The organism is candidate division KSB1 bacterium (assembly GCA_034506335.1).
GTDB lineage: Bacteria > Zhuqueibacterota > Zhuqueibacteria > JANLFK01 > Oleimicrobiaceae > Oleimicrobium.
In genome coordinates this window covers 157024-182989 of sequence record JAPDPR010000002.1, presented here as the reverse complement: position 1 = coordinate 182989, position 25966 = coordinate 157024, and the positions used below count along the sequence as shown (strand labels likewise).

At 58.7% G+C, this 25966-nt stretch carries 19 protein-coding genes; 13 read left to right on the top strand and 6 right to left on the bottom strand.

Annotation, left to right across the window (positions count from 1 at the left end; genetic code table 11):
• From ONB25_01875 to ONB25_01860, 4 genes are all read right to left on the bottom strand, one after another.
• The coding region (locus ONB25_01875; protein ID MDZ7391638.1) for a hypothetical protein at positions 1-451 on the bottom strand (451 nt) is incomplete at its 3' end.
• Between the two features lie 116 nt (positions 452-567).
• Positions 568-1080: a hypothetical protein gene (locus ONB25_01870; GenBank protein MDZ7391637.1), complete on the bottom strand. Its 513-nt coding sequence runs from the start codon at positions 1078-1080 to the stop codon at positions 568-570.
• Positions 1081-1217: 137 nt separating this feature from the next.
• Positions 1218-5177: an ATP-binding protein gene (locus ONB25_01865; protein ID MDZ7391636.1), complete on the bottom strand. Its 3960-nt coding sequence runs from the start codon at positions 5175-5177 to the stop codon at positions 1218-1220.
• Positions 5178-5280: 103 nt separating this feature from the next.
• Complete coding sequence (locus ONB25_01860) at positions 5281-5988, bottom strand: phage integrase N-terminal SAM-like domain-containing protein (protein ID MDZ7391635.1); 708 nt, start codon at positions 5986-5988, stop codon at positions 5281-5283.
• Positions 5989-6308: 320 nt separating this feature from the next.
• On the opposite strand from ONB25_01860, the gene gcvPB reads away from it, so the two are divergent.
• From gcvPB to guaB, 11 genes are all read left to right on the top strand, one after another.
• Positions 6309-7763, top strand: coding sequence for an aminomethyl-transferring glycine dehydrogenase subunit GcvPB (gene gcvPB, locus ONB25_01855; GenBank protein ID MDZ7391634.1), 1455 nt, complete (start codon positions 6309-6311; stop codon positions 7761-7763).
• 54 nt (positions 7764-7817) lie between these two features.
• Entirely contained in the window at positions 7818-8768 is a 951-nt protein-coding gene (locus tag ONB25_01850) for a PleD family two-component system response regulator (GenBank protein MDZ7391633.1), read from the top strand.
• 33 nt (positions 8769-8801) lie between these two features.
• Positions 8802-10271 (top strand): cell wall metabolism sensor histidine kinase WalK, encoded by a 1470-nt coding sequence (locus ONB25_01845; protein MDZ7391632.1) that lies wholly within the window; start codon positions 8802-8804, stop codon positions 10269-10271.
• A 65-nt stretch (positions 10272-10336) separates the two neighbouring features.
• Entirely contained in the window at positions 10337-11002 is a 666-nt protein-coding gene (locus ONB25_01840; GenBank protein MDZ7391631.1) for a response regulator, read from the top strand.
• 56 nt (positions 11003-11058) lie between these two features.
• Positions 11059-12993: a PAS domain S-box protein gene (locus ONB25_01835; GenBank protein MDZ7391630.1), complete on the top strand. Its 1935-nt coding sequence runs from the start codon at positions 11059-11061 to the stop codon at positions 12991-12993.
• A 6-nt stretch (positions 12994-12999) separates the two neighbouring features.
• On the top strand, positions 13000-14361 hold the full coding sequence (locus ONB25_01830; GenBank protein ID MDZ7391629.1) for a sigma-54 dependent transcriptional regulator: 1362 nt from the start codon (positions 13000-13002) through the stop codon (positions 14359-14361).
• Positions 14362-14680: 319 nt separating this feature from the next.
• On the top strand, positions 14681-15157 hold the full coding sequence (locus tag ONB25_01825) for a response regulator (protein ID MDZ7391628.1): 477 nt from the start codon (positions 14681-14683) through the stop codon (positions 15155-15157).
• 4 nt (positions 15158-15161) lie between these two features.
• Positions 15162-15878, top strand: a complete 717-nt coding sequence (locus tag ONB25_01820) for a lytic transglycosylase domain-containing protein (protein MDZ7391627.1) — start codon at positions 15162-15164, stop codon at positions 15876-15878.
• 3 nt (positions 15879-15881) lie between these two features.
• A complete protein-coding gene (locus tag ONB25_01815; GenBank protein MDZ7391626.1) occupies positions 15882-17414 on the top strand; it encodes a hypothetical protein in 1533 nt (510 codons plus the stop codon).
• Between the two features lie 123 nt (positions 17415-17537).
• Positions 17538-19067, top strand: coding sequence for a histidine ammonia-lyase (gene hutH, locus ONB25_01810; GenBank protein ID MDZ7391625.1), 1530 nt, complete (start codon positions 17538-17540; stop codon positions 19065-19067).
• Positions 19068-19090: 23 nt separating this feature from the next.
• A complete protein-coding gene (gene guaB, locus ONB25_01805) occupies positions 19091-20560 on the top strand; it encodes an IMP dehydrogenase (GenBank protein ID MDZ7391624.1) in 1470 nt (489 codons plus the stop codon).
• A 92-nt stretch (positions 20561-20652) separates the two neighbouring features.
• Here the strand turns inward: guaB and rpsT are convergent, their stop codons facing one another.
• The gene (gene rpsT / locus ONB25_01800; protein MDZ7391623.1) at positions 20653-20907 is read right to left on the bottom strand and encodes a 30S ribosomal protein S20; all 255 of its coding nucleotides are present in this window, start codon (positions 20905-20907) and stop codon (positions 20653-20655) included.
• A gap of 424 nt (positions 20908-21331) precedes the next feature.
• On the opposite strand from rpsT, the gene ONB25_01795 reads away from it, so the two are divergent.
• On the top strand, positions 21332-21682 hold the full coding sequence (locus ONB25_01795) for a hypothetical protein (GenBank protein MDZ7391622.1): 351 nt from the start codon (positions 21332-21334) through the stop codon (positions 21680-21682).
• A 12-nt stretch (positions 21683-21694) separates the two neighbouring features.
• Positions 21695-22219, top strand: a complete 525-nt coding sequence (locus ONB25_01790) for a hypothetical protein (protein ID MDZ7391621.1) — start codon at positions 21695-21697, stop codon at positions 22217-22219.
• A 169-nt stretch (positions 22220-22388) separates the two neighbouring features.
• Here ONB25_01790 and ONB25_01785 read toward each other — a convergent pair whose 3' ends face one another.
• Positions 22389-25958 carry a PQQ-binding-like beta-propeller repeat protein gene (locus ONB25_01785; GenBank protein ID MDZ7391620.1) on the bottom strand — a complete coding sequence of 1190 codons (3570 nt, stop codon included), beginning with the start codon at positions 25956-25958 and terminating at the stop codon, positions 22389-22391.
• Positions 25959-25966: the final 8 nt, after the last annotated feature.

The window sequence follows — 25966 nt, the reverse complement described above, 5'->3', positions numbered from 1 at the left end:
AACCCTGGAGCTGGTAGAGTCGCGGTACGATGACATCCTCGACCTTGCACAGCCGATGGCCACGGCCCGGAAGGACTCCGGCCACAATGACGCGCGTAGATGGCGACGCGCGGAACACCCGCTGTTCCTGACCCTTGCGAACGGCGAAACGGTTGCATAGAAGGAGGGCAAAGATGTCTCCCAGTATCTTCTTGGGCGAGCAGGGTCGTTCCTCGATCTCGATCAGGACGCGTGCAGCCCCATCGGGGGATCCGATGAGTACATCGACGTCGGCGAGCCGATTGACATTCTTCACTTCAGCCCCAAAGAACCCCTTTATTGCAGCTACCGCCGGATCCATCGTGGCGTCGCCGTGGTCGTAGTAGATGGACCAACCCTCGTATCTGAGATCATTTCGCATCCGCGCGGCCAAGCGGCTGCCGAACTTGCCCGTTTCGAGCCCCTGAGGCATGGATTCACTCCCGCGCAGCCTACCGTTTTGCCGTTCAGCGGTCTGGGCGCCGCTAAGCCGGCGCCCTGACCCTACGCCGATGTCCCTGCGGCGAGCACATCCGCTGCAGCGGTATGTTAGCCATCAGACCACCATTTGCGGAGGATTTGGCTCTTGGCCTCGTGTGCGAGCTGCTGCAAGTCGAGCCCGTAGAAATACTCCGCAAGCCCCTTCACCAACGGATCGAGAAGTCTCTGCACACGCCGGACCCTGGAGCGAAGCCGGCGTATTTCCTTGACGATGCTCGCGTGATTTGCCGGCTCGACAAGTCGCTCAACATTGGCCGTGAAGTATCGGTGGATGAGCTCATTCCGTGCCTCCAGTGCGTCCGCCAAGGCTTCCTCAATGCCATCGCTCAAGGTGAAGCGCTGCCGGAGAAGCGCAACCAATTGACCAGCAGTCTTCTTGGCTTCGTGCTCGAGGATTGCCATGGTATCTGCTGGATCAAGGCCAACGACACCGAGCTTGGACAGCAAAAACAACAAGTAGGCCACGCAGTACTCGAATCCCTGGCAGTCGTATAGACCAGCGCCAGCTTCGAAGAAGATCGGCTGGAGAAGCTCCTGTTTCCGTTTCTCAAATTCGTCCACGGTGCCCCACCTGTATGGCTAACGGCTGGGTTCAGCCGCACGCGGAGCAAGCGAAGCGAGCGGAGCGTGTCGGCTGAAACCCGTTGTTATGCAAAATGTCCGCATCTTTCCCGTAAGGTAGTTCTTCACTCATCTTCCTAATCTTGTGAGGTTCCTTTGCACTTCCTCAGGTCAACCCGGCATGTCCGGGCGGTGAGGGCATCATCGGGAATTTGATCGTATCGCGTAATACTGACTGAATGGGAATCGTCCTCCGCTAAGTGCTCGACGTTCCAGAGCTCCCATCGGTACCCTTGCTGACCCAAATACTCCTTGTACTCCCGCTGCGTTAGTTCAACGACGGTTGCCCGACCGCTGTGAGCTTTTACCTCAACGTGGAGTTCATCCCCGTTCTTCTTAGCACGAAGATCAAAACCGGGATTGCCTTGTGGCATATTCTCGACCACGTAACCTATTCTCTCCAGTTCGCGTGCCGCAATGGTTCTACCTGCTTCCTCCAACTCCTCCTTTTCCGCATCCGCCAGGGAACGGTCTTCGTGTTCTGTTCCACCGCCACCTCCACCACCAATATGCCCTTCTCCTAAAGGTGAGCTTCCCTGAACATAGACAACTGTTTTGGGGTCTTTAAGGCGTAGGGATTGTTTTTGTGTATCCGATGATTTCGGTGTCTCTTCTGACGTGTTATCCTGGAGTTGGCGTTGTTCGCTGAACTGGCCTAGGCCGTCGCCGGCCAAAGGTGGGTGAGACTTGTCGGGCTTTTCCTCTTCGATAGGCGGCCTCTTAGGACCTGCTTCCTGCTTGTCGTCGGCGGACTGTCCTGAGTACTCGCGTAGGCATCTGTCTATCTCGGCATCAGCCATGCCTTTACTCAGAAGCTTCTCCTTTCGCTGGCTGTCATTTGTGCAACGAAGGAGGTTCTCGTAGAAATCCGCCTCTGACCTGATGTCGAGTAGTTTTGCCAGCGCCTGTGCTAACTCGCTCTCATTCGCGTGGTCTTTGTGCAAGTAGATCGTGTCATCATCAACGTGCCAGCGTTTTACGACTTCCCGATTCACGCCCCCCAGGGTCAGGCCCGCCCTCAAGGCAGGTAGCACGACCGCCTTCAGCGCCTTTAGGCGCGCGAACAAGCTATCGGCAGCCTCTCGCTTGATCTGCGATGACCTCCAGGCCCACACATACGGAAGGGACCCGCTGAATCGCCTATTCAATTCGTCTGACAACGGCGACTGCGGTTTCCCCAGCGTGACGTTGACCTTGACGGACTGCGACAGCGGGCGGACATCAAGGTATTTCACAGCTTCAGAGGCTAGTCGGGCAGGGATATGAAAGAGCCAGACATCCTCAGCGAATGCCTTGGCAAGGTCGTTGTCGTCGTCCAGATATCGCGGGTCGCCTGCCACGTATTGCCAGACGTCCCCCTTCCTGCAGAGGAGTGGGCATGATGCGAAGGCCTTCTCTGGAACATTTTCCTTCTCCGCCATGGTTTCTAGGCATGCAGTGTACCATCCCGTTACTTTGTCCCGAAGCCGTTCTTCCGAAACGAGGCGATCGGTGGGGGCTTTTTCAGGTATGTGCCGTGACAGGAGTGCCTCCCATTCGTCAATGGTCAGTTGTTCCATTCGTGTGCGGAGGCCGACGGCGTTGATAAGCCAGTTGCGGACAGCATCCTTGTCGTTTCCGAAGGCATCAAGGTCAACGACGTGCAGGAGGTCTCCTATGACCCGCTCTGTTCGCTTGTCAGGCAGCCAACAATCAGCAAGGGCGGACGGCGCAGAGCTGCTTCTGGTCGGAGGGTGGATATTGTGTAAGATTTGAAACCACCAGAAAGCGCGAACCGAGCACAACCGCGTAGTATAGTAGAACCAGGACAGCGTTGCCTCGGAGTGACCCTTGTAATATTCTTCCCAGTGTTTCGCCAGCAATACGAGCAAGGCACACACTTGGGTGGTGCTGAGTCCTTCAAGGGTCAGGGTTTCAAAACGGCTAATCGCGTCCACGGTTGGGGTGCGTTCAGTATGTCTAAACTCCTGCGATCTCCATGCGTCGCACTCATTGGGTAAGTGATACTCATCAATTCCATTCTTGTTGGGCCCTCGATCCTCAACAATACGGGGGTATGCAGCACACCCAAGCCATGTGAGAATCGAGCGCTCCCTTTCCCCATCCTCGCCCATGCGCTGCACCCAAGCAACGCTGTCACAACCTTCATATAAGTCTGCAAGCAGGTCATTGCCCCATTCTCTGCCGAAATAAGCTTTCTCGGCCTCGGCCCATGTCTTGCCTTGCACGGGTTGCGCAAGCGGTACAGGACACCGCCTCAGCGATGGAGAAGCATCAGCCGTTTCATGCCAGTCCTGCTCAAGGATGAAACGCAGGAATCGTCCAGGGTCACCCTGTTTGTCTTTCCAATACTGCTCAATCGCTTGGCCAACAGCGCGCTGAACGACATCCCCGTCCGGCTCGGCAATCCCTAACTCCTTGATGAGCTTCTTGACCGGGGACTCTTGTTCGGCTATGTTTTGGATGCGGTCGCGAAACCAGTCCTCCACGAAGGTCAGCGGTAGCCAATCAGGCAGGCATTTAACGCCTGTATCCGCTTGCCATGTAACGATTCTGCCTTCAAGGTCTGAAGGCTTTACTAAACTGCCATTTACAGGCACTATAGGCAGTCCTCTGACTCGCTCGATTCTCTTTTTGTGCTCCTCTCCGTATGGCTCTTTGGCTACCCAGGCGGCAAGCCATTCCCAGCAGGCCCAAACCCATTGTGTCTCGGCGGCGAGTGAATCGGCATTCTGTAGGATAGCCGCCATCAAGTCTTGATCGTGGATTTCCTTACAGCCCAGATCCTTGAGTGCCTTTTGTGCTTCCTTGTCATCGTCGAAGGCTTGGTGCAGGAGTTGCCCTCGAACATCTGTAGCTTCGAGCAAAGTGCGCGCTAAGTCGCGGCGGACGCTGACGGAAATCAGCCGGGCATCTTCAAGACGCAATCGCTGGCTACTTTCCATGTCGGAAAGTCGGAGGCATTTCTTTGCCTTATCGGCAATGCGCCGCCAGAGAGCCTCAGCAACATGATGAGATGCTCTTTCGGCTAGGGCGACAAGCAGCGCGGCATGACTGCTCGGCGCGTCAGCGCGGAATGAGTCATTCACAAACTTGCAGACATAGTAAGCGAGTCTGTCGGCAACCCATGCGTTAAACCGACTACCCTCTATCGGGATTAAGGCAGTTCGGTCACTCTTGACTAGGAACTCGGCGTGAAGGAGCAGACGCACGGGACCATTCTGCTCCGTTGGATAGAAAACATGAACAGGAAGGTAGTCTGATGTCGGGACGACACAATCGTTTTCAAGCGGAGCAGCAATGAGAAAACTGACCCCGTCCGTGGAAATGGCCTGGCGCTCATCGGCCCCAAGCATTTCCAGCAAGTCAACGGGAGGGCGCTCTGTATGCTTGGTTACACGCCACTGAACCGGGGTCTGCCCTCGGCTGTCTTGCAACGACCAGACAGCGTCCCCGGCAATCAGGACAATATCTAGTCCGTGGGCCGTGATGTGCCGAAGGTGCCTGAAGGCAAAGAGCGCGTGAGGCGGCCACTCCTTCAACAGTTGTTCCACCTTCAGCCTCGTCTCCTGGGAAAGGCCTGGCAGCCTGACAACAGTTTTCATGCTCCCTGCCTTCAAATCATCAAGATGCGGGTCCCGTGCTTTAGCATCATCCCACGGGATGAAGAACGGGATCCATTGGTATGGTACGTGGCCGTCATTTAGGCCGTTCTCGCGCAGCCATGTCTTGGTTCTTTCATGGCTGAACTCGATTCCCTCTCCGTCCACGGTGAGCACCTGCGGATTTTGGGAAACCTCGTACACCGACTTGAAACCCACGCCTTTCCGGCCTATCGTACCTGCAGTCTTGTCCGAGAAATCGGTTCCGCAGATGGCGCTCACGGCTTCGGGTTTGAGGCCGTGTCCGTTATCCGCAACATAAATAGTATCTTTATCAACAATAATCCTCACTTCCGAGGCTTTGGCATCATCGCTATTTTGCAGCAGCTCAAAAAGCCATCGTCCGACGTGATCTTTGGTTGCTCGTTCCGCCACACGTGTGTCGCGGACTATTTGATCTGGGTCGGTCCTGTAGACACTGAGGCGTCTATTCCTGAATTTTTCGATAGCTCTCTCTATTGGTCCGTTTCTCATGTGCCTAACTACTGATTATGCGGATTCCGCATAAGACGCCTACACCGTTCCGCTGTCGGCATAAGACGTCCACGCGAGTTGATTGCCAATCTCTTTGTGTCCAAGATGTTGTCCATATTTCTGCTGGTTCTGGCCGTATTAGATAACTTCCGCATAATACGCGGGGAGTATCGCTCATAACCCATCTATGGGGCTTTTCACACCTCGACCGCCGCGGTTCAATACGGGCGTGTAGATGATGGCGGCACGAACGTCTTTTGTGGTCCCGCACCGTGATTTCATTTCGGGCACAATCAACGTCCTGAACCCGCAGGTGTAGGCATTCCATCAGACGCAGCCCCGCATCATATATCGGCGAGGCCATCAGGCACTTATTGCCTTGGAGATGGCCCAATACTGTCTTGACTTCGTCGCGCGTAAGGACGACGGGCACCCGCGACGGTTTTCGCGCGCGGATAAGCGGGCCCAGCTCCCCCACCTCACGACCAAGCACATGACGGTAGAGAAACAGCAGGGCCGCACGCGCCTGATTCTGTGTCGATGCACTGACTCGTTCCTTCTGGACGAAATGGGTTAGAAATGCATTGATTTCCGGCGAGCTCATTACCACCGGGTGCCGGTTGCCATTGAAGAGAACAAATCGTGTGATCCAGTGAGGGTATGACTGCTCGGTGCGCAGGCTATAGTGGCGCCCTCGAAGTCGATGCCGCACCTGCTCAAACAGTTTGGGCGTTTGTGTCGGGGTCAATTGCAAAGTGGCTCCCCCACCCGTGGTCCTCGGCCTGCTCGTGCACTCAGAATATAGCTAACAGATAAGAGAATGTCAAGCAAAAAGTTAACAGCCCATGCGACGACCGAGCCACCCCGCGACCTCGGCCCGCCACAGTGCCCCGATGCCCTGTGAAAGGTCAATGGCTCCGTCACCGACCTCGCCACGGCCACCCCAAAAAGCCCTTGACATTTTAGGTGGCAAGTTGTACCTTAATCGGCGTATCAGTGACGCGGAACGACTAAGCGAGGGACGGTGCGACGATGCCGGTACCGTTGATTTTCGAACAAAGCCGCGAGGGGCAGATGGGTGCGTCTCTGCCCCCGCTGGATGTGCCTGAACAACCGCTGGACAAGCTTCTGCCGCCGGAGCAGATCCGCCCGCAGGCGCCCGAGCTTCCTCAGCTGAGCGAGGTGGACGTAATCCGCCACTTTGTGGCCCTGTCGGTGATGAACTATCACGTGGACAAGGGCATGTATCCGCTTGGCTCTTGTACCATGAAGTACAATCCCAAGGTGAACGAGAACGTGGCGCGGCTGCCAGGGTTTACCGACATTCACCCTCTGCAGCCCACTTCCATGGTCCAAGGTGCCTTGCGCCTGATGCACGAACTGGGCGGGTACCTGTGCGAAATAGGCGGGTTCGACGCAGTGACCTTGCAGCCCTCGGCTGGGGCGCATGGCGAGCTCACCGGCCTGATGCTCATCAGAGCGTACCACGAGAGCCGCGGCAATCCCCGGACCACGGTGGTCATCCCGGATTCGGCGCACGGTACCAATCCAGCAAGCGTGACCATCTCCGGCTACAAGCCGGTCCAGGTCAGCTCGGGGCCTGACGGGCGGGTCGATCTGCAGGCCCTCCGCGCCGTGCTCAATGAACAGACGGCCGCCCTCATGCTCACCAATCCGAACACCCTGGGACTGTTCGAGTCGCAGGTGGAGGAGATGGCCAGGATGGTGCATGAGGTGGGGGCCCTCATGTACATGGACGGCGCCAATCTCAACGCCCTGCTGGGAATTGTGCGCCCTGGGGATATGGGGATCGATGTGATGCATTTCAATTTGCACAAGACCTTTTCCACACCCCACGGAGGCGGTGGACCAGGCGCCGGCCCTGTGGGGGTGAAAAAGGATTTGGTGCCGTTTCTGCCGCGGCCCCGTGTTGCGCTGCGGGACGGCAACTTTATCCTTGACGAAGATTGCCCGCAGAGCATCGGCAGAGTGCACGCCTTTTATGGCAACTTTGGCGTGATGGTAAAGGCCTATACCTACATCCGCATGATGGGGGCTGAAGGGTTGCGCCAAGTGAGCGAGGGCGCGGTCATTAATGCCAACTATCTCCTGGCCTGTCTGCGGGATGCGTACGAGCTGCCGTACCCTGGGCCAGCCATGCACGAATTTGTGCTGTCTGGAGATCGGCAGAAGGCCAAAGGGGTGAAGACTCTGGACATCGCCAAGCGCCTATTGGACCTGGGGTTCCATGCGCCCACCGTCTACTTCCCGCTCATCGTGCACGAGGCGCTGATGATTGAGCCCACCGAGACCGAGTCGAAGCAGACCCTCGACGCTTTTGCCGACGCCATGCTGCAGATTGCGCGCGAGGCAGAGGAGAACCCAGAGCTGCTGCATAAGGCGCCGCGCACCACGCCGGTGAGCCGCCTGGACGAGGCACGCGCGGCACGCGTGGGCAATATCTGCTATCGTCCGGGGGCAGCGTAGCGGGCATTGAGGCACGTGGACGTCGGGACAGTCGGGTCCGGCGGGGGTTCGCAGGTGAAGGACCGAGCTCACAAGCCGCGCATTCTGATTGTCGATGACATGGCAGCCAACCTCAAGTTGCTGCGCTCCCACTTGTCCGGGCAGGGCTACGAGGTGGTCTCTGCCCAGAGCGGCCGGGAAGCCTTAGCCGCCATCGATCATCAGCTGCCTGATCTTGTACTCCTCGACGTGGTCATGCCTGATATGGATGGGTTCGAGGTTTGCCGGCGCCTGAAGGCCAGCACGGCCACCGACTTTGTGCCTGTCATCCTGGTCACGGCCCTGGACGAGGTGGAGTACAAGGTGCGCGGCATGGAGGCGGGGGCCGACGACTTTGTGACCAAGCCCTTCAACAAGGTCGAACTCTTGGTGCGGGTCAAGTCCCTCCTCCGCATCAAACAGCTGCACGATCAGCTGGAGCACAAGGTCCGCGCGCTGGAGGAGGCCGAGGCAAAGCTGCACGAGCTGGCCATAACCGATGGGCTGACTGGCCTGTATAACTACCGCTACTTCAAAGAGCAGCTGGTGCACGAAGTGGACCGGGCGGCACGCCACAAAGAGAGCTTCTCGCTCATTATGCTGGACATCGACCATTTCAAGCACTACAACGATACACACGGCCATTTGGCAGGCGACAAGGTCCTCAAGGATTTGGCGCGACTGTTGCGCGAGAATGTGCGCAAGATCGATGTGGCGGCGCGGTACGGTGGCGAGGAATTCGCGCTGATCTTGGTGCAAACGCCCCATCAGGCGAGCGGCGTGGTGGCGCGCAAGTTGCAGGCCCTGGTGCAGGAGTTCCCCTTCGAGCATCGGGAGCAGCAGCCGGGGGGACGGCTCACCATCAGCATGGGAGTGGCCACCTACCCGGAGGACGGCACCACGGCGGAGGAGCTCATCGCGGCCGCTGATCGGCGCCTGTATCGTGCCAAAGCGGAGGGAAGAAACCGCGTGGTAATGCGTGATTGACATGGCCCTCAGGGTGCCTCATCAAGGAGCCCAATGACCGCGCGACATTCCACAAACGGTACACTTTTTCGCTGGTTCTACGGGGCACTGCTGACCGCGGGACTGGTGCCCATTCTGCTCTTTGTGGTTTTCGCCGTGCTGGGCGGACACCCGCTCCCGGTGGCGTGGATCGTCGGCGCTGCCCTCGGGGCGCTTGCCGTCGTCGCTGGAGTCGGGCTTGTGGTTGCCCGGCAATTGACCAGGGCGGTGGCAGAGCCCCTGGCTCGCCTGGCAGAAGGAGCCACAGAGATTGCGCGCGGCAATTTTTCCCACCGCATTGAGGTGGACTCGCGGGGCGAGGTTGGCCGGCTGGCAAAGCTGTTCAATTACATGACCACCGAGCTCCGTCGGCTCAACGAAATGAACCTGAGCCAGATCATCGCTGAGCGGACCAAGACCAGTACCATCATTCGCAACATCGCCGATGGCGTCATCGTCACCGACCCCCAGGACCGGGTGTTAGTGTTCAACAGTGCTGCGGAGCGCTGGTTCGGGGTGAAAGAAGAGGACCTGTTGCAGCAACCCATCGGGCAGTTCATCAAGAACAGAAAGCTTCTCAATCTGCTCAGAAAGGTGGGCGACGGGCACCAGGATGAGGGCCCGCCAGTGGAGATCACCGTCAAGCCCCCGGGCGAGTGGCGAGAGCGCACCTTGGCAGCAAAGGCGGCGCGGGTGTTCCAGCAGGACCGCACCCTGATCGGTACGGTCACCATCCTGCGCGACATCTCGCGCGAGAAAGAGATCGACCGCATGAAGACGGAGCTGGTGTCGATGGTCGCCCATGAGCTGCGCTCGCCGCTGACCTCCATTTCGGGCTTTAGCGAGCTCCTCCTGGACCGCAGCACTACCAAGGCCCAGGCGATGGAATACGCGAGCATTATTCTCAAAGAATCAAACCGCCTGGGTGAGCTCATTAACAAGTTTCTGGATATTTCGCGCATAGAATCGGGCAAGGTGCAGCCCAAGAAGGTGCCCCTCAACCTGGGCGACGCGGCGAGGACGGCCGTAGTGACCAACGCGCCGGTGGCGCAGCGGAAGGGCATCGTACTGCGTGCCACGGTTGCGGATCGGCTGCCGGAGATTCAGGCGGACCCAGGCATGGTGGACCAGGTGCTCCTCAACCTTTTGTCCAATGCGATCAAATACAGCCCGCCGAATACCGAGGTGGAGGTGCGCGTGACCGCCACCCCACGGGGCGTGCAACTGACCGTCGTCGACCACGGCTACGGTATCCCGGAGAAGGCCCTTCCGCACATATTCGACAAGTTTTATCGCGTGACCGACGACGAACGGGTAAGAGAAGTGACGGGTTCGGGACTAGGCCTGTCACTGGTCAAACAGATTGTGGACGTGCACGGTGGCACTATAGCGGTGAGTAGCAAGGTGGGGGAAGGAACAACCTTTGTGGTGACGTTTCCTGTGACGGGGGCGACACAGGCATCTGCTGTGGAACAGAAAGAGTGAGACGGATTGGGTGATGGGCGCGGGAGGATCTCTTTCTGGCAAGCTCACCAGGGAGAGAGGCGCACATGGGAAAAGACACTGTCCTCCTTATCGATGACGATCCGGAAATGCAGCGACTGGCAAAGCGGGTGTTTGGCGAACCGGTCTATGACCTGCGCATCGCCGAGACCGGACAGGAGGGGCTGCGCAGGCTGCGCGAGGTCAATCCTGACATCATCATCCTGGACTTTGCCCTGCCGGATTTCGATGGCGAGGAGTTTGTGGAGATCGTTCGCTATGACCCCAACTATGCCAAATGGAGTGCCGTGCCCATCCTTATGCTGACGGCGCGTGCCGAGTTCTATGGCCGGGCCGAGCGGTTCTTCGGCATGGGGGTGCTGGCCTTCCTTGTTAAACCATTTGGCCGCCACGAGCTGTTGAACATCGTCGATAACCTCATTCGTCGCAGCCGGTATGAGAAGCGCTTTGGGTCGGGACCACAAGCACCTGCGCGCACTGTTTCGCCGGTGCCGGCTCAAGAGCTGGAAGAGTCCATTAGCACCATCGCCGGCTTGACCAAGGCGGTCCTGGAACGCCAACCATGTGGGTTGTCCGAAGACCAACGCCTTGACTTGTCGGCCATCTACAATCGCTGCCGCAGCTTGCTGCGCATGATGGCTGCCGACCAGGGCGGCAACGGTGGGCAGGGGAGAACCCCATTCGGTTTGGGCATGGCAGGGGAGACCTCATGATTGCGGCCCGTGCCAAGCTGGAAACCGGGTGATAGTGCGGCGGGGCGGGAAAGAAAATGACGCAAGACTTCCACCACAGTTCTCTTGCTGCGGCGACGGAAGAATCTGCCGCCAGGCCCTTGAGCAGGGAGGACAGCGTCATTGTCCTCTCCTCGCGCCAGGGCTTATGCCGGCTGGCGGAGCTTTTGGGCGGCACTGTCAACTGCTGTGAGCAGGTGGAGGAATGCCTTGCGGCCGCGCGGCATCAGAAACCAGCCGTGATCCTGGTGGAGGCGACCACGGCCGCTGCGACTGGAGAGCTCCTCGCCCAGCTCCGTCACGGCGATGGTGCGCACAGTGCCCTCATCGTTCTCGGGAGCCCGCACCTTGCTCGGGAGGACCGAGAAGCCCTGGTGGCTGCCGGGGCCGATGCCATTTTGCCTGAAGGGGTCGGCCGGCGAGAGCTGCAGACCGTGGTACAGCAGGTGCTGCAATCGCGGCGGGCGGAGTCCCGCGCCCAGGGGATGCAACGCCGCCTCCGGCGCACTCAGTACGAGTATCAGGAGCTGATCGAGAGCGTCAACGACTTGATCTTCACCCTGGACCACGAGGGGCGTTTTCGCTTCCTGAACCGCCAGGTGACCGCACTCACTGGATTCCACCGCGAGGACTGGTTAGGGCAACAATTGACACAGGTGGTGGTGCCTGAGGATCAGCCGGAGGTGATGCGCAACCTGGAGGAGACGCTGCAAGGGCGGGCCAAAATCTTTGAAATGCGCGTCCGCTGCGCCGACGGCCAAGTGCGCTACTTCTCGGCCAACATCAACCCGATCTTCGAAAAAGGGCAGATCGCCGGTATCGCTGGCATTGCCCGCGATATCACGCAGCGGAAATTGCTTGAGCAAGAGATTGTCGAGCTCAAGAATTTCAACGAGAGCATCATCCAAAGTATGCAGGCCGGGCTGATTACCTTAGACCTGCAGAACCGCATCACCTCTTTCAACCCGGCGGCGGAGGAGATTCTGGGCTACAAGGCCCGAGAAGTCACTGGCCTGCCTTTGGAGGCAGTGCTGCCCAAGGAGGACTGCCAGAAGATCTTGCCGAATGTTGTTGCCCCTGGGCACGCGCTCCTGAACCGCGAGCTCATCATTCCCACCAAAAGTGGCAAGCCGGTCCACATCGGCTTTTCCGTGGCCCCGCGGCTGGATGACAAAAACCAGCGCGTGGGCACTATTATCTCTTTTCGCGACATCTCCGAGATCAAGCGTTTGCAAGCGGAAATGATCAAGATGGACCGGCTGGCCTCGTTGGGCGTCCTGGCCTCCGGCATCGCCCACGAGATCAAGAATCCTCTTGCCGGCATCAAGACCATGGCGCAGTCGCTCCAGGAGGAGACGGACACCGATGACCACCGGCGAGAGTATCTGGAGCGGATCGTGCGCCAAGTGGACCGGCTGGATGGGCTGCTGAGGACGTTTTTCTCCTTTGCCCGTCCGCAACAGCCTGTGCGCAGGAAGCACCGGCTGGAACACATCATTCAGGAAGTCGTTGCGCTGGTGGGGCAGAAGCTGAGGAGTAAGGGCATCGAACTTATCACCTCCTATGCCGAAGACTTGCCCGCGGTCTTTGTAGACTTTGATCAGATTCAGCAGGTCTTTCTTAATCTGTTGCTCAACGCGATAGATGCCATCGAGGAGCGGGGCACAATTCAGATCTCTGCCCGACCGGTGTGGACGACGCTGCGCGCAGTGGACCGCAGGCGTGGGATGCTGCCCACCCTGCTGCAGGAGAGCCTGTTTGTGGAAGTGACGGTGGCCGACACAGGGTGCGGAATCGATTGCGAGCACGTGAGCCGTATTTTCGACCCGTTCTTCACCACCAAGCCGGAAGGGACCGGGCTCGGGCTGTCCATCGTCTACCGCATCATGAGCGACCACGGGGGCGAAATCAGCGTCGAGAGCGAGAAGGGCAAGGGTAGTACCTTTACCCTGCTTATCCCTACGGAGGGTTGATTGCCGATGCGCGCCCACCTGCTCATAGTCGAAGACAACCGGGATATGTGCCAGACCCTGGCCGATGTGATGCGCCGAGAGGGCTACAGTGTGCGCACGGCTTTCTCCGGCGAGGAAGCTATTGAGATCCTGGAAAAGTACCCGGTAGACCTGGTGCTGCTGGACTTGCGGCTGCCAAAGATGGACGGCCTGCAGGTATTGGCCCACATCAAGGAGGTTGACCCGGACGTGTTGGTGATCATGATCACCGCCGTGTCGGACCCGCGACCAGCAGTGGCTGCCATGAAGGCGGGGGCGTACGACTATCTGAACAAGCCCTTCGAATTGGACGAACTGAAGCTGGTGGTGGCCAAGGCCCTGGAGACTATTCGACTCAAGCTCGAAGTGTCTCACCTGAAGGCCCAGCAGCGGCTCCGCTCGCCATTGACCGAGCTTTACGGCGACAGTCCTCAGATGCAGGAGGTCCGGCGCCTCATCGAAATTGTCAGTCAGACACCCAAGACCTCGGTCCTCATCCAGGGGGAAAGCGGCACAGGTAAGGAGTTAGTTGCGGACGCTATCCATCGCAACAGCGTGCGGGCGGACAAGCCGTTGGTGAAGGTCAACTGCGCGGCTATCCCAGAGAACCTCCTGGAAAGCGAGCTCTTCGGCCATGAACGAGGCGCGTTCACGGACGCGAAAACGACTAAGAAGGGAATCTTTGAGCTGGCTCACGGCGGCACCATTTTTCTCGACGAAATATCATCCATGAGCCCGGCTCTGCAGCCCAAGCTGTTGCGGGTGTTGGAGAGCGGCAGCTTCCGCCGGGTGGGGGGCACCACCGACATTGAGGTGGATGTGCGCATCATCGCGGCCACCAATCGCGATCTGGCGCAATGCGTGCGCGAGGGGTCGTTCCGCGAGGACCTCTACTTCCGCCTGAAGGTGATGGTCATCGATTTGCCGCCGCTGCGACAGCACCCGGAGGACATCCTCCCGTTGGCCAAGATCTTCTTGGAAGCTGACAACCGCGAGTTCAACAAGCACATCCGTGGCATCGACAAGGAGGCACAGCGGCTGCTCTTGGAGTATCCTTGGCCTGGCAATGTGCGCGAGCTGAAGAATGTGATCGAGCGCGCCGTCATTCTTTGTCAAGGGGACCTGATCACGCCTGATCTTCTACACTTGGGGCCGCTCCCCTTTGCCCCCAAGGAATTAGCGCCGCCGTCGATTTCTCAGGAGACGCCCGACGCGCTTGATGAGGTGGAGAAACGGCACATCCTGCAAGTGCTGGAAAAGTACGGCGGCAACAAATCCATGGCCGCTCGCGCCCTCAATATCTCCCGCTCCACTTTGCGCGAAAAACTCAAGAGTTACGGCATAGAGTAACTCGCCTGCAGCTCTCCGTGGCGTAGAGTTCTTCCGCTCACCTTTCAGGTAGCACCTCTCCCCTATTGCGTTCGCCCTGTCTCGTTTCCGCCCATTTGGCCCCAGAGTGTGGCCCAGATGGGACAATTTCGGCCACTTCCCGCCTCTCCCCCCCTCTGTGACGAAAAAGCAACGAACACCCCGAGTGTTCGAGCTCCTAAGGTGCGCAAAATTAGCACACTATCGCCTCCCAATTCGGGGCAAAAAGTGCCCCGTCGGGGCTCTCAGTGCCTTTGTGGCACGTTGGTTGCAACAAGAGCCGCGGAAGAAGAAAGGAACAATGGTGAGGCGAGATTCAGTGGATATTCTAGTTGTAGAGGATGAAGCGGATGTTGCAGCGGGCCTGGCAGGTTCTCTGCGGCGGCTGGAAGGCGTGCGATCGGTGAAGATCACGGAGTCAGCAGAGTTGGCCCTGGAGGAGCTCCGTAGACGATCGTACGCACTGGTGCTGTGCGACGTACGGCTGAAAGGAATGGACGGGCTGGAACTCCTATCGCGGGTCCGGCAGGCGCAATCGCCGACCCGGGTGCTAATGATGACTGCTTTCGCGAGCGAGCACATTAGGCTCCACGCGCGGCGACTGGGGGCAGACGGCCTGCTCGAAAAGCCCTTTGATTTGCAGCTGTTGCACCAAGAGGTGAGGCGCGTGCTCCGTACCGCCCGTAGAGAACAACCCTCGGGGGCTCTGCGCCTAGGCGGGGCCTCAGGTCAGACCCGTCATGCATCCTTGGGGTCGTTGGGAGAAAGTGAGGCATAGGCATATGGCAACCGGAGAGAACAGAGTAAAGCATGAGGGGGGAGCGGCTCGGAAGAGGCTTCTCCTCATTGCGGGGATTGTTCTTACCTCTTCCTGCATGGTAGGTTTTTCTGGGCGCATCGTGCGCCCGGTACGGAAGGTGGAAGTAACCATGCCGGCGCAGGTTGCCCAGGCGCGCGCATTGGCGCAGGTGCATGCTAAACACGAAATGAACGTCCAAAAGATCGCCGCGATTGTCCGCCGCTACAATCCCAAGCTGCCACCTGAGAGGGTGCGAGCCATTAGCCGGGAAATCTATGATATGAGCCTTAAGTACGATAATCTTGACCCGGATCTGATCTGCGCGACGATCACCCACGAGAGTGCGCGGACGTGGGACTCCACGGTAGTTTCACCTGCCGGGGCTATGGGCCTGATGCAGATCATGCCGGCAACCGGCGCTTACTTGGCCGAGCTGGAGGGCATTGAGTGGACCACGGCCGAGGAGATTCTTTTCAACCCTATCTACAACATACGCCTCGGGTGTCGATACCTCTCCATGCTCATCGAGGCCTACGAGGTCGATGGAGGCCTTGCCGCATACAACAGCGGGCCGAAGCGGGCGGAGATGTGGCTGGCAAGCAATAGGAACAACAAGATACTGTACCGCGAAACCCGCGGCTACATTCCTGCGGTACTCCGTTTGTACGACCAGTTCAAGAATTCGGAAGGCGTACTCTGAGCCATGACCGGAGATACTCGACACGGCTGCGGCAGCCTATGGGAGACGCTGCCTGAACAAGAGGAAGGAATTTCCTGCTTGACGTTTCTCACCGAGCCGCGCGTGGCGGTGATCGGAGTGGGTGGGTTGGGCTGCCGGTGCGTGTCCCAGCTTGCTGCGGACAATCCTTCCGACGTGGAACTGGTGGCAGCGGACACCGACATGGACGCACTGGCGAACTGTCTGGCGCATCGCAAGGTGTTGTTGGGCGAGCAGGCTGCCGCCGGACAGGGGACGGGAGGGGAGCCACTCATCGGCAAGGCCGCAGCGATGGAGAGCGCGGAAGAGATCCGCAGCATCTGCCAGGGGGTGGAGCAGCTCGTGCTGGTCTGCGGCCTGCAGGGCGGCACAGGCGCTGGGGCGGCGCCGGTGATAGCGGAAGTGGCCAAGGAGCATGGTGCTGTCGTCATAGCCGTGGCGCCCGCCCAGGAGGGGCCTTGCAAGCTGGAACGCCCCGCTCCTGAAACCCCGCACGGTCGGCTGTTGGAGAACGTCCATCTGCTCGTGCTGGTGGAGCCGGTGAGGGCACACGCACCAGGCAACGCAAGGGAGCCTGAGCTGGAGACGGTGCTGGCCGCGTTCGTGCGGGCCCTCCAACCGCGTGCCTGTGAGGAAAGCCCCTTGCTCCGAGCCATCCAAGCGATGCCCAGGGGGTGGGCGCGTGCACTCGTGGCCGAAGCGGGCGCCTCACAAGAGTTCCAGACAGAGCTGGCCAAGACGGTGTGGCCAGAAATGGTAGCAGAGGGCGCTGGAGTAAAGGGCGCCCTCCTGGTGCACCTTGAAGGCTATGGGCAGGACCTGGCGCAGCGTGCGCAGCAGATAGCTGCTGCGGCGCGCGCCCAGCTCCCCGAGGAAGTCCAGCTCACGGTCACCCACCGGCAAGACGGGGACGGAGGCACGCGGTTCTTCGGGATCGCGTGCGCGATGCTTTTGTCCACGACAGAGGAACGGGAGTCCATTACTCCTCAGGCCGAAAATGACGATTCCCCTGTCATCGAAGAGGAACCGCTGTTCGAAGTGCGCGAGCCGGAGTTCGTAACCAAGTACCGCATGCTGTGTTCCACCGAGACGGAGCCACAAACGGCGGACGAACAACCGGACTTTGTGCAAAGGCTGGCCCATGCGGTGGATGCCGTGTTGCGCGATGACGGTCAACCCGCAGTTCGGGAGTTGATTCGTTTGTGTGCAGCCGATGAGGCCCGCGCACTTGAGTCACCCGAGGCCACTCACCTTTTGCGAGCAGTGCATGGAATGGCTTCGCGCATTGTGGAGGAGGGACGCCTCTTTTCCCGCCAAGAAAAGGCGCTCCTCGGTCGCGTACCGCCTGTGGTAGCGGCTGTGTCGCTCAAGCTGGAGACCGCTGTGGAGCCAGCGCAGGAGCTTACCGCTGAAATAGATGCCCTCCTTGAGGAGAAGATCTCCATTGTCCCGCATGTGGACGAGGCGTCGCAGGAGCTTTTTGCGGAAGAGTCTGCGCTGGAACTGTTAGCACTCTAAGCGCCCGCCAAGGTTTACCTCTCTGGCCTGGTGTTCCAGCAAAAACAGGTTGATTATTTGGCAAATATTGCCTATTATTTGCCACCATATGCCGCAGAGGAGCTCACAGAATCAATCTCGTGTATGAGGCCAGTCGTAGAGCTGGACGGCAATTCCCTGACGCTGGAAGCGTTCCAGGAGGTGGCACAGGGGCGAGCCTCGTTGAGCGTTGCCCGCGCGGCACTGGCCGCCATGCGGGTGAGCCGGCGGTGTGTGGAGCAGGCGATTGAACAGCACCGAGTGCTCTACGGTGTCACCACCGGCTTTGGCAAACTTGCCACCGTTACAATCCCTCCCGAGGATATCGATCGGTTGCAGTACAATCTCCTGGTGAGCCATGCCACAGGAACTGGTGATCCGCTGCCGGAGACCACGGTGCGCGGGGTCATGGTGCTCAAGGCGAATAGTCTGGCCAAGGGGCTCTCTGGCTGCCGGCCGCAGGTGGTGGAGGCCCTGGTGGAGCTAGTCAATCGGGGCGTGACACCCGTGATGCCCGAAAAGGGTTCGGTGGGGGCTTCTGGGGACCTCGCACCTCTGGCCCACATGGCGCTGGTGCTAATCGGGGAGGGGGAGGCAGTGTATGACAACGTGCGAATGAGCGGCAAAGAGGCGCTGGCGCGCGCGGGGATCGAGCCCCTTTGCTTGGCGGCCAAGGAAGGGTTGGCCCTCATTAATGGCACGCAAGTGATGACCGCCATTCTGGCCCTGGCTCTGTTGGAGTTTGAGCTCCTGCTCAAGGTGGCGGACATTGCTGCTGCCATCTCCGTTGAAGCGATGCTGGGCACGGCCACTGCGTTTGACCCGCGTATCCACCGTGCGCGGGGCCTGGCCGGGCAGATGGCCTCGGCCCACAATGTGTGGCGCCTGCTGCACAATAGTCCCATCGTGGCCTCCCATCGCCAGTGTCACAAGGTCCAGGATCAGTACAGCCTCCGCTGTGTGCCCCAGGTGCACGGGGCGGCCCGGGAAGCGGCGCAGTTTGTGCGACAGATTGTGAGCGCCGAAATCAATGCGGCAACCGATAACCCGTTGGTCTTTGCGCAGGATGAAACTGTGCTTTCCGGGGGCAACTTTCACGGTCAGCCCATTGCGCTAGCTGCCGATACGCTAGCCATCGCCGCTGCGCAGATTGCCAACATGGCAGAACGACGCACTCACGACTTGCTGGACCCAGCGGCCAGTGGCCTGCCGGCTTTCTTGACGCCTCAGCCCGGCCTCAACTCCGGTCTGATGATTGCCCAGGTCACTTCGGCCAGTTTGGTGTCGGAGAACAAGGTCCTTGCCCACCCAGCCTCGGTGGATTCGATTCCCACGTCCGCAAACCAGGAGAACTTTGTCAGTATGGGCACCTGGGCGGCACGCAAGGCGGCCGAGGTGGTGGAAAACTGCCGCCACGTGTTGGCTATCGAACTCCTCTGTGGGTGCCAGGCCATCGACCTGCGCCGGCCATTGCGCCCAGGTCCAGGCACAGGAGCGGTGCATTCCCTGGTACGCGAACACGTGCCGTTTCTCGCTAAGGATCGCCCCTTGTGTGGCGACATCGAAACCATAAAAGCGCTTATCACCGACGGCAGCGTGGTCAAGGCGGCTGAGCAGGTGGTGGGTGCACTGTGAATTCGCTCGGTAGGGAGAAGGCAATGTCGGAAAAAATCCTTTACGAAGGCCTTACGTTTGATGATGTCCTGTTGATTCCCGCCCACTCCGAGGTGTTGCCGAGGGAGGTGAACACCAAAAGCCGTTTCTCTCGTCACATCGAGATCAACATTCCGCTAGTGAGCGCGGCCATGGACACGGTGACCGAAGCGGAGATGGGCATCGCCATTGCCCGTGAGGGTGGCATCGGCATTATTCACAAGAACATGCCCATTGAAGACCAAGCTGCGGAGGTGGACAAGGTCAAGCGCTACGAAAGCGGCATGATTCTGGATCCTATCACCCTTGCCCCCGACCGCAAGGTTTCTGAGGCCGTGGAGCTCATGCAACGCTTTCGCATCTCCGGTGTTCCTATCGTGGACGGCGGCAAGGTCGTGGGCATTCTCACCAACCGCGACCTCCGGTTCGAAACCGACCTCTCGCAGCCGGTGCACCGGGTGATGACCAAGGGGCGCCTGATTACGGCGCCGCCTGGTACCACCCTGGAGGAGGCGGAGCGTATCCTGCGCAAGCACAAGGTGGAAAAACTCCTGATTGTCGACGAAGAGAATCGTCTCAAGGGGCTGATTACGGTCAAGGATATTTTGGGTCGCAAGCGCTATCCCAATGCGGCCAAGGATGACCACGGCCGTTTGCGGGTGGGTGCAGCAGTGGGCGTGGCCTCAGACACTATGGAGCGCGCCGAAGCGCTGCTGGCCGCCGGGGTGGATGTGCTGGTGGTGGACACGGCCCACGGTCACTCCCAAGGTGTTATCACTACGGTGAAGAAGCTGCGGAAGACGTTTCCACAGGCGGAGATCGTAGCGGGTAATGTGGCCACTGCCGCGGGTGCCCAGGCGCTCATCGAGGCGGGTGTGGATGCGGTCAAGGTGGGCATCGGGCCGGGTTCCATCTGCACCACCCGCGTGGTAGCAGGCGTGGGCGTGCCGCAATTGACGGCCATCATGCAGTGTGCGGCTGTGTGTCAGCGCTACGGTGTGCCCCTCATTGCCGATGGGGGTATCAAGCAGACCGGCGATATTGCCAAGGCTATTGGCGCCGGCGCCGATAGCGTCATGCTCGGTAATCTGTTGGCCGGCACGGAGGAAAGCCCGGGCGAAGTCGTCTTTCTGGAGGGAAGGAGTTACAAGGTCTACCGCGCCATGGGGTCGCTTTCCGCCATGCGCGGCGGGCGCGGCGATCGCTACTTCCAAGAAGGCGTGCGGGACGTCAAGAAGCTCGTTCCGGAGGGAGTAGAAGGACGCGTGCCGTATCGTGGGAAGGTGAGCGACTGCATCTACCAGATGGTGGGCGGATTGCGTGCGGCGATGGGCTACTGCGGCGCACGTACCATCACCGAGCTGAAGGAGCGAGCACGCTTCGTGCGCATTACCAACGCCGGCCTTCGCGAGAGCCACCCCCATGACGTCATCATCACCACCGAGGCTCCGAATTACAACCCGCCCCAAGGGTGAACCCAAAAAGATAACGGGCGCCTCCGACCACGCCGGGGTTAGGGGGGTTACCGGCTATGGCATCGGCGCCCGCTACACGCTCAATTGCCCACTCACGCTAACGCGTTAATCCTCCGCGCCAAGCGCGACTTGGCATTTGCCGCTTTGTTCTTGTGAATGACGCCCCGCAGGGACAACTTGTCAAGTATCGAACACGCCTGCCGGTACGCTTGCTCGGCGGACACTTTGTCCGTTGCCAGGACCACTTTCTTGATGGCCGTGCGCATCATCGAGCGATAATGGCGATTTGCTGCCGCTGCCTTGGCGCTTGTACGAATTCGCTTGAATGCTGAACGGTGATGTGCCATACTCTCTATCTACCGACTCCTTTCGTTTTTGTGTGGCAAATATATAACAATCCCGCAGGAAAATCAAGCGATTAATTTGTGCGAGATAGAACACCGAACACACATCGTATCCCCCTCCGTGGGCTGGTGATCTTTCGCGAAGAGGACTACTCTTTGCTCACTGGTTTCCTCCAATCCCAGGGAGAGAGCGATCCGTTAGGCGAGCGTTATGCGCCAGGGTTGCTCTTGAATCTCCCGCCTGGAAACTCCGTCTTTGCTCCCTGGACTATTACGACATGATCCGCCACATCAAAGCCCCAAGGCAGGGCTCTACCGCCATCGCATGGTACTGTTGGCCAAAGAGCGCGGCAAACCTGCGGCCCGCCACTTCCACGCTGCCCCCGCCACCGTCCGCACGTGGCTGCGGCGCTGGACGGAGGGCTCCTTGGAAGGTCTCCGAGAGCTCCCCCAAGCCCACCACAACCCCAAGACCATCCTCACCCAAAAGCAGAAAGAACAGGTGCTGGTCCTCAAGCGGATGTTCTTCTCATTGGGCGCACGCCGCATCAAGGAGCGCTTCCCGCTTTCCCTCAGCGCCAAAGCCATACGGAGAATCTGGCGGGCAGCCGGTCTGCTCAAGAGCAAACGCAGGAAGTACAAGACCAAGCAGGACCTGGGTGCCGTCAAAGCCCAGTGGCGTCTGTTTGAGCACAGCTCCATGGACACCGAGGACGTAATTGACATCCCCGAGTACAGGCAACACGTGCGTGCCCTCGGTCTGCCCAAGGTGCAGTAGACCGCCCGGGATGTGACCAGTGAGACCAAGTTTATCGCCTGTGCCAAGGAACGAGCCTTGTGCTATGCCGCCCTCTTTACGCTCCTGGCCCTTGCCCGTCTAACCACACGCCAGGGCCGCTTCCACAACTGCCGCCTGCACACCGGCAACGGCTCAGAGTTCATCGGCGCGCGGAACGCCAGAGAGCAAAGCCCCTTCACCACAACGGTGCATTCCTTTGCCGGCGTCACCCACACCACCATCCCGGCGGGGGCCCATACCTGGCAGACCGGCGTGGAAACGGTCCATCGCCTCATCGAGCGTGAGTTTCACAAGAGCCAATTCTTTAGGAGCCGACAGGAGTTCCTGGCTAAAGCAGCCGCTTATGCATGGTGGTTTAGGCTCGCCCGCGAGGACTCCCACAAGGGAAACCGCGCGCCTTGGGAAACAATCCAAAAAAGATCCCCATGCCAGGCCCTAGCTGCCCTTACTCCCTTCTGTTTTCCTGGATTATCTCTTCCCGTCCACCCTCGGTCACAAAAGGGGTTACGATGTTAGTCCGCCTTCCTATCGAATGCAACGCACCTGCAACAACATGCACCACATTGCCAAGGCTTGAGCAACTTCCGCGGCTTGTTTGTTTCATTTACTTTCAGGTCAAATGGGCTCTGCGCTCAGAAACTCTTGTGAACACCTCAGGGGTCTCCAGGACCTCTGAGGTTCGACCTTACTTTAGGAGTAGGATTTTCCTACTCTGAATTTGATCGCCGCATCTTAATATGCAGAAATAAAGCCCTGAAGATGCTGGAGCCCCAGTTTGATCGAGACCGTTCCAAGTGATGCGATAATTGCCGGCAACTTGCCTTTCATCAACTAATGCCGCAATTACCTGTCCTAACGGGTTACATATCGTCAATTTCACGTCTACTGCGGTGGGCAATACATAGCTAATGACGGTTTCCGGATTAAACGGGTTGGGATAATTCTGTGCCAGCGCGAACCGTTGTGGCTGAACGGTGGAGTCTGTCTGGCGCACCGTAACTGGTTGATTGCCGAATGCCTTTATCACCCCGGCCGAGGGGACAAACAGGGTATGCCCGGCGACAATCGGTTGCCGAGCATAACGAACGGAATGATCATAAAACACCACGCCGCCGGTGTTGATGTCAAATCCCCACAATGAGCCATCGCCATTCTCGCCATAAGCGCCAAGCACGCCGTACACGATATCATTCGCAATAGTGGGGAAAAAATTGCCTCTGCCGGAAAAAGTATAATGCCAGCGATACGCACCCGTGGCTTTGTCTAGCACATACAACTCCGCCTTGCTATTGCTGTTATTCCGCTCAAGAGCGAAACAGAGCGCGTCATCGGAGAGAGCTAACACGCTACCGACATGCTCAATAAGCGCATCCGGAAAGGTGTAAGCCCAGAACAGTGTGCCTGTAGTTTTGGTTCGCGCCATTACTTGATTTCCGTGGATTGAGTAGATCAGGTCGGCATCGGCGACCAGCGAGCCATAATCATTGGGAACATGCCAACGGGGGGCACCGGTCTGTTTTTCAAACGCCCACAATTCACCATTGATTACAGCGTACACCTGCTGTCCGTCGACCAGCGGCGTGTAGGATGAATTCGTTGCGACAGCGGCCGGGTAAGACCAAACCGTCCGGCCATGATCCGCCCGCAGGCAATACAGGGAATCATGACACAGGACATAGACAAACGTTTCATCGACGATGGGGTGATGGCGAAATAAGGAGCCAATTTCTTTCAGCCACTTTTGTTCACCCGTCCAGCGATTGAGCGCGTACAACCCGCGCCCCAATTGGCCCCCAATAAAGACGGTGCAATCATTCACGGCTGGCGTACACAAACAGTCGCCGTCGCTGTATGGAATATCGAAATGCCATAATTCGGTTTGTGATTTCACGTCATACGCGATCAGCCGATTGGGAAATCCATCGAGACTGGCGTACAGCGTATTGTCAAAATAGACGGGATAGGCGGCAGTGGCGGAGCCAATGGAAAAGTCAGCGGTATACCCAAACGGCGGATACAGCTGTGTTTCACCAACGGCCCAGGACCATCGCAGTGGCCCGCCATTGACCATCGGCCAGTCAAAATTGGTGACCACCGGCCCCGGCTCTCTGGCGAGCGTGAGATTGCCGAGCGACGTCGCCGCATCCCATAACGCGCCAGCCGGCCATTCGCCGGCGTTGCCGACATGGTAAGGATAAAACGCGCCGGGATCGTCAACCCAGATGAAGGCGCCAATCGTCTCACCCGGCCCGGCCGTCAACGGGCTGGTGGTCAGATCGAGGCTCAGTTCGTACTGCACGTGGCCGCTAGCAGCAGAGAGAACGCCAGCAACGCCCGTAGGTACGCTCGCTGCAGCCATGGTGAACGTTTCGGGATAGTCACCGCCATAACTGGAATAGGCGACCGCGCTGCTGTTGAAGGCGATTGCGCCTTCAGTGACCATGCCGCTAGGGTCCCAGCGATTGTCGTTGTCCTGATCGAAAACGAAGTACAGGATGTTGGCTGGATCGACGATGACATCGTTGGGATCGTCGACGGCCAGGTACAACCTAGTATGGTCGTTTTTCAGGTAGAGAAAAATCGGTTTCGGCGCGTCGGGATTGGCGATGTTGACGGCCCGGGCATCGTTCCATTCCCCGGATGCGATCTGCCCATCGATGGTGACGGCATTGTAGGCCCAGCGGGCGCGGATCGTATGGCCGGCCGCAGACGGCGTGGCCGCCTGTCGCTCGCTGAATTCCCCGCCTGCAACTTCCGCAGTGACTATATAATAGTACGTGGTGCCATTTTCCACATCCGTGTCGATGTAATCCAGCATCAACTTTGGAAATGGCCGCGTGGCTGGAGCGATGACCGCGATTGGCTCGTAGCCGCCGGTGTAAGTCAGGCTTCGTAAAATGCGGTAGGAAACAACCCTCTCATCCGCATACGAATGACTCCACGAAATGGGCACACAGCCATCAAAACCGCTGCCGACTGTAAAATTGAGCGGCATATTCGTCCCGATCCAGCAGCCATAGATGTCCGCATTGCCGCGGCGGTCATCTTCCCAGACAAAAAGCATAATGCCGCGTTCGTCAAAAGCTGGGGCTGCGTTCCGCTGCGAACCGGTAACGTCGTTGATGCGATAGCCAATGTATCGGGGGACGCCACTGGAATCGAAATACCGGCCGTAGATATCCGACGTGCCTTCGTGCGTGCTGTTCCACACCACGAGATACAAGTCCATACGATTAATAGCAACTACGGCTGGATGATAATTCTCTTCGAACAGGTCGCTTTGATTTACCATGAATGGATCGCCGTAAGCCGTGGCGGTGTTGCGATAGGCGCGGCCGTAGACATTATTGTGGCCGCCGCTGACCGCGTAGTGCCAGCAGATCATGAACTCGCCATCATCTTTAAGAGCTACGGCCGGCGCTTCGGCCCAGGTTGCCTGATCGGGGTGCGTGCTGACCTCGAACGCATCATAGTGCCTGGAGCCGTCGCGATTGAAAGTCGCCGCAAAAACATCGTACACCGCTGCAGTCATTGATTCCATCCAGGCGATGACGAAATCGCCGCCGGGATTCATGGCTACCGCTGGTCTTACCTGAAGAACACCATGAAGCGGAGCGACCTGAAAGTTTGTACCAAGCGCGGCGCCGGTAGAGTCGTAGCGCTGGGCATAAATCAAGAATGAGCCGCTGCCGCTGCGGTTATCCGCCCAGCAAACGATAAAATTGCCCACGCTATCCATAGCCACGGCGGGTTCGTTCTGCGACTGGATGGTCGCATCGTCATTGACCTTGAAACTGGCGCCGAGGGCCGTGCCGTTGGCGGCGAAGCGCCGGCCATAGATGTCACTGTTGCCGTTGCGGCTGTCCTGCCAGACGATTACAAATTGTCCCAGCTTATTAACAGCGATATCCGGCGCCCGCTGAGAGCTACTACCGCCATCGTCGTTGGCCAGCTGATTATCCTTCACCGGACGGCCGACGTTGTCAGCGATTTGGAAATAGATGTCTTCGTTGCCATTGCGCTTGTCGCACCAGCAGGCGACAGCGTAGCCACCCGGCGTCATCGCCAGCGCCGGCCGCTCCTGCACCGCCGCACCGGTGTCATCATTGATTCTAAAATCATTGAGCATTGCTTTGGAAGTTTCTGCCCGATCTTTTCTTGTATAAGAATCAGGATTGGAGCGAGCGAAAACAAGATGCGCCTCCAAAAGGCAGACCAATGGAAGAATGGAGATGGTGCTGGTTATCACTTTCATGGTATAGC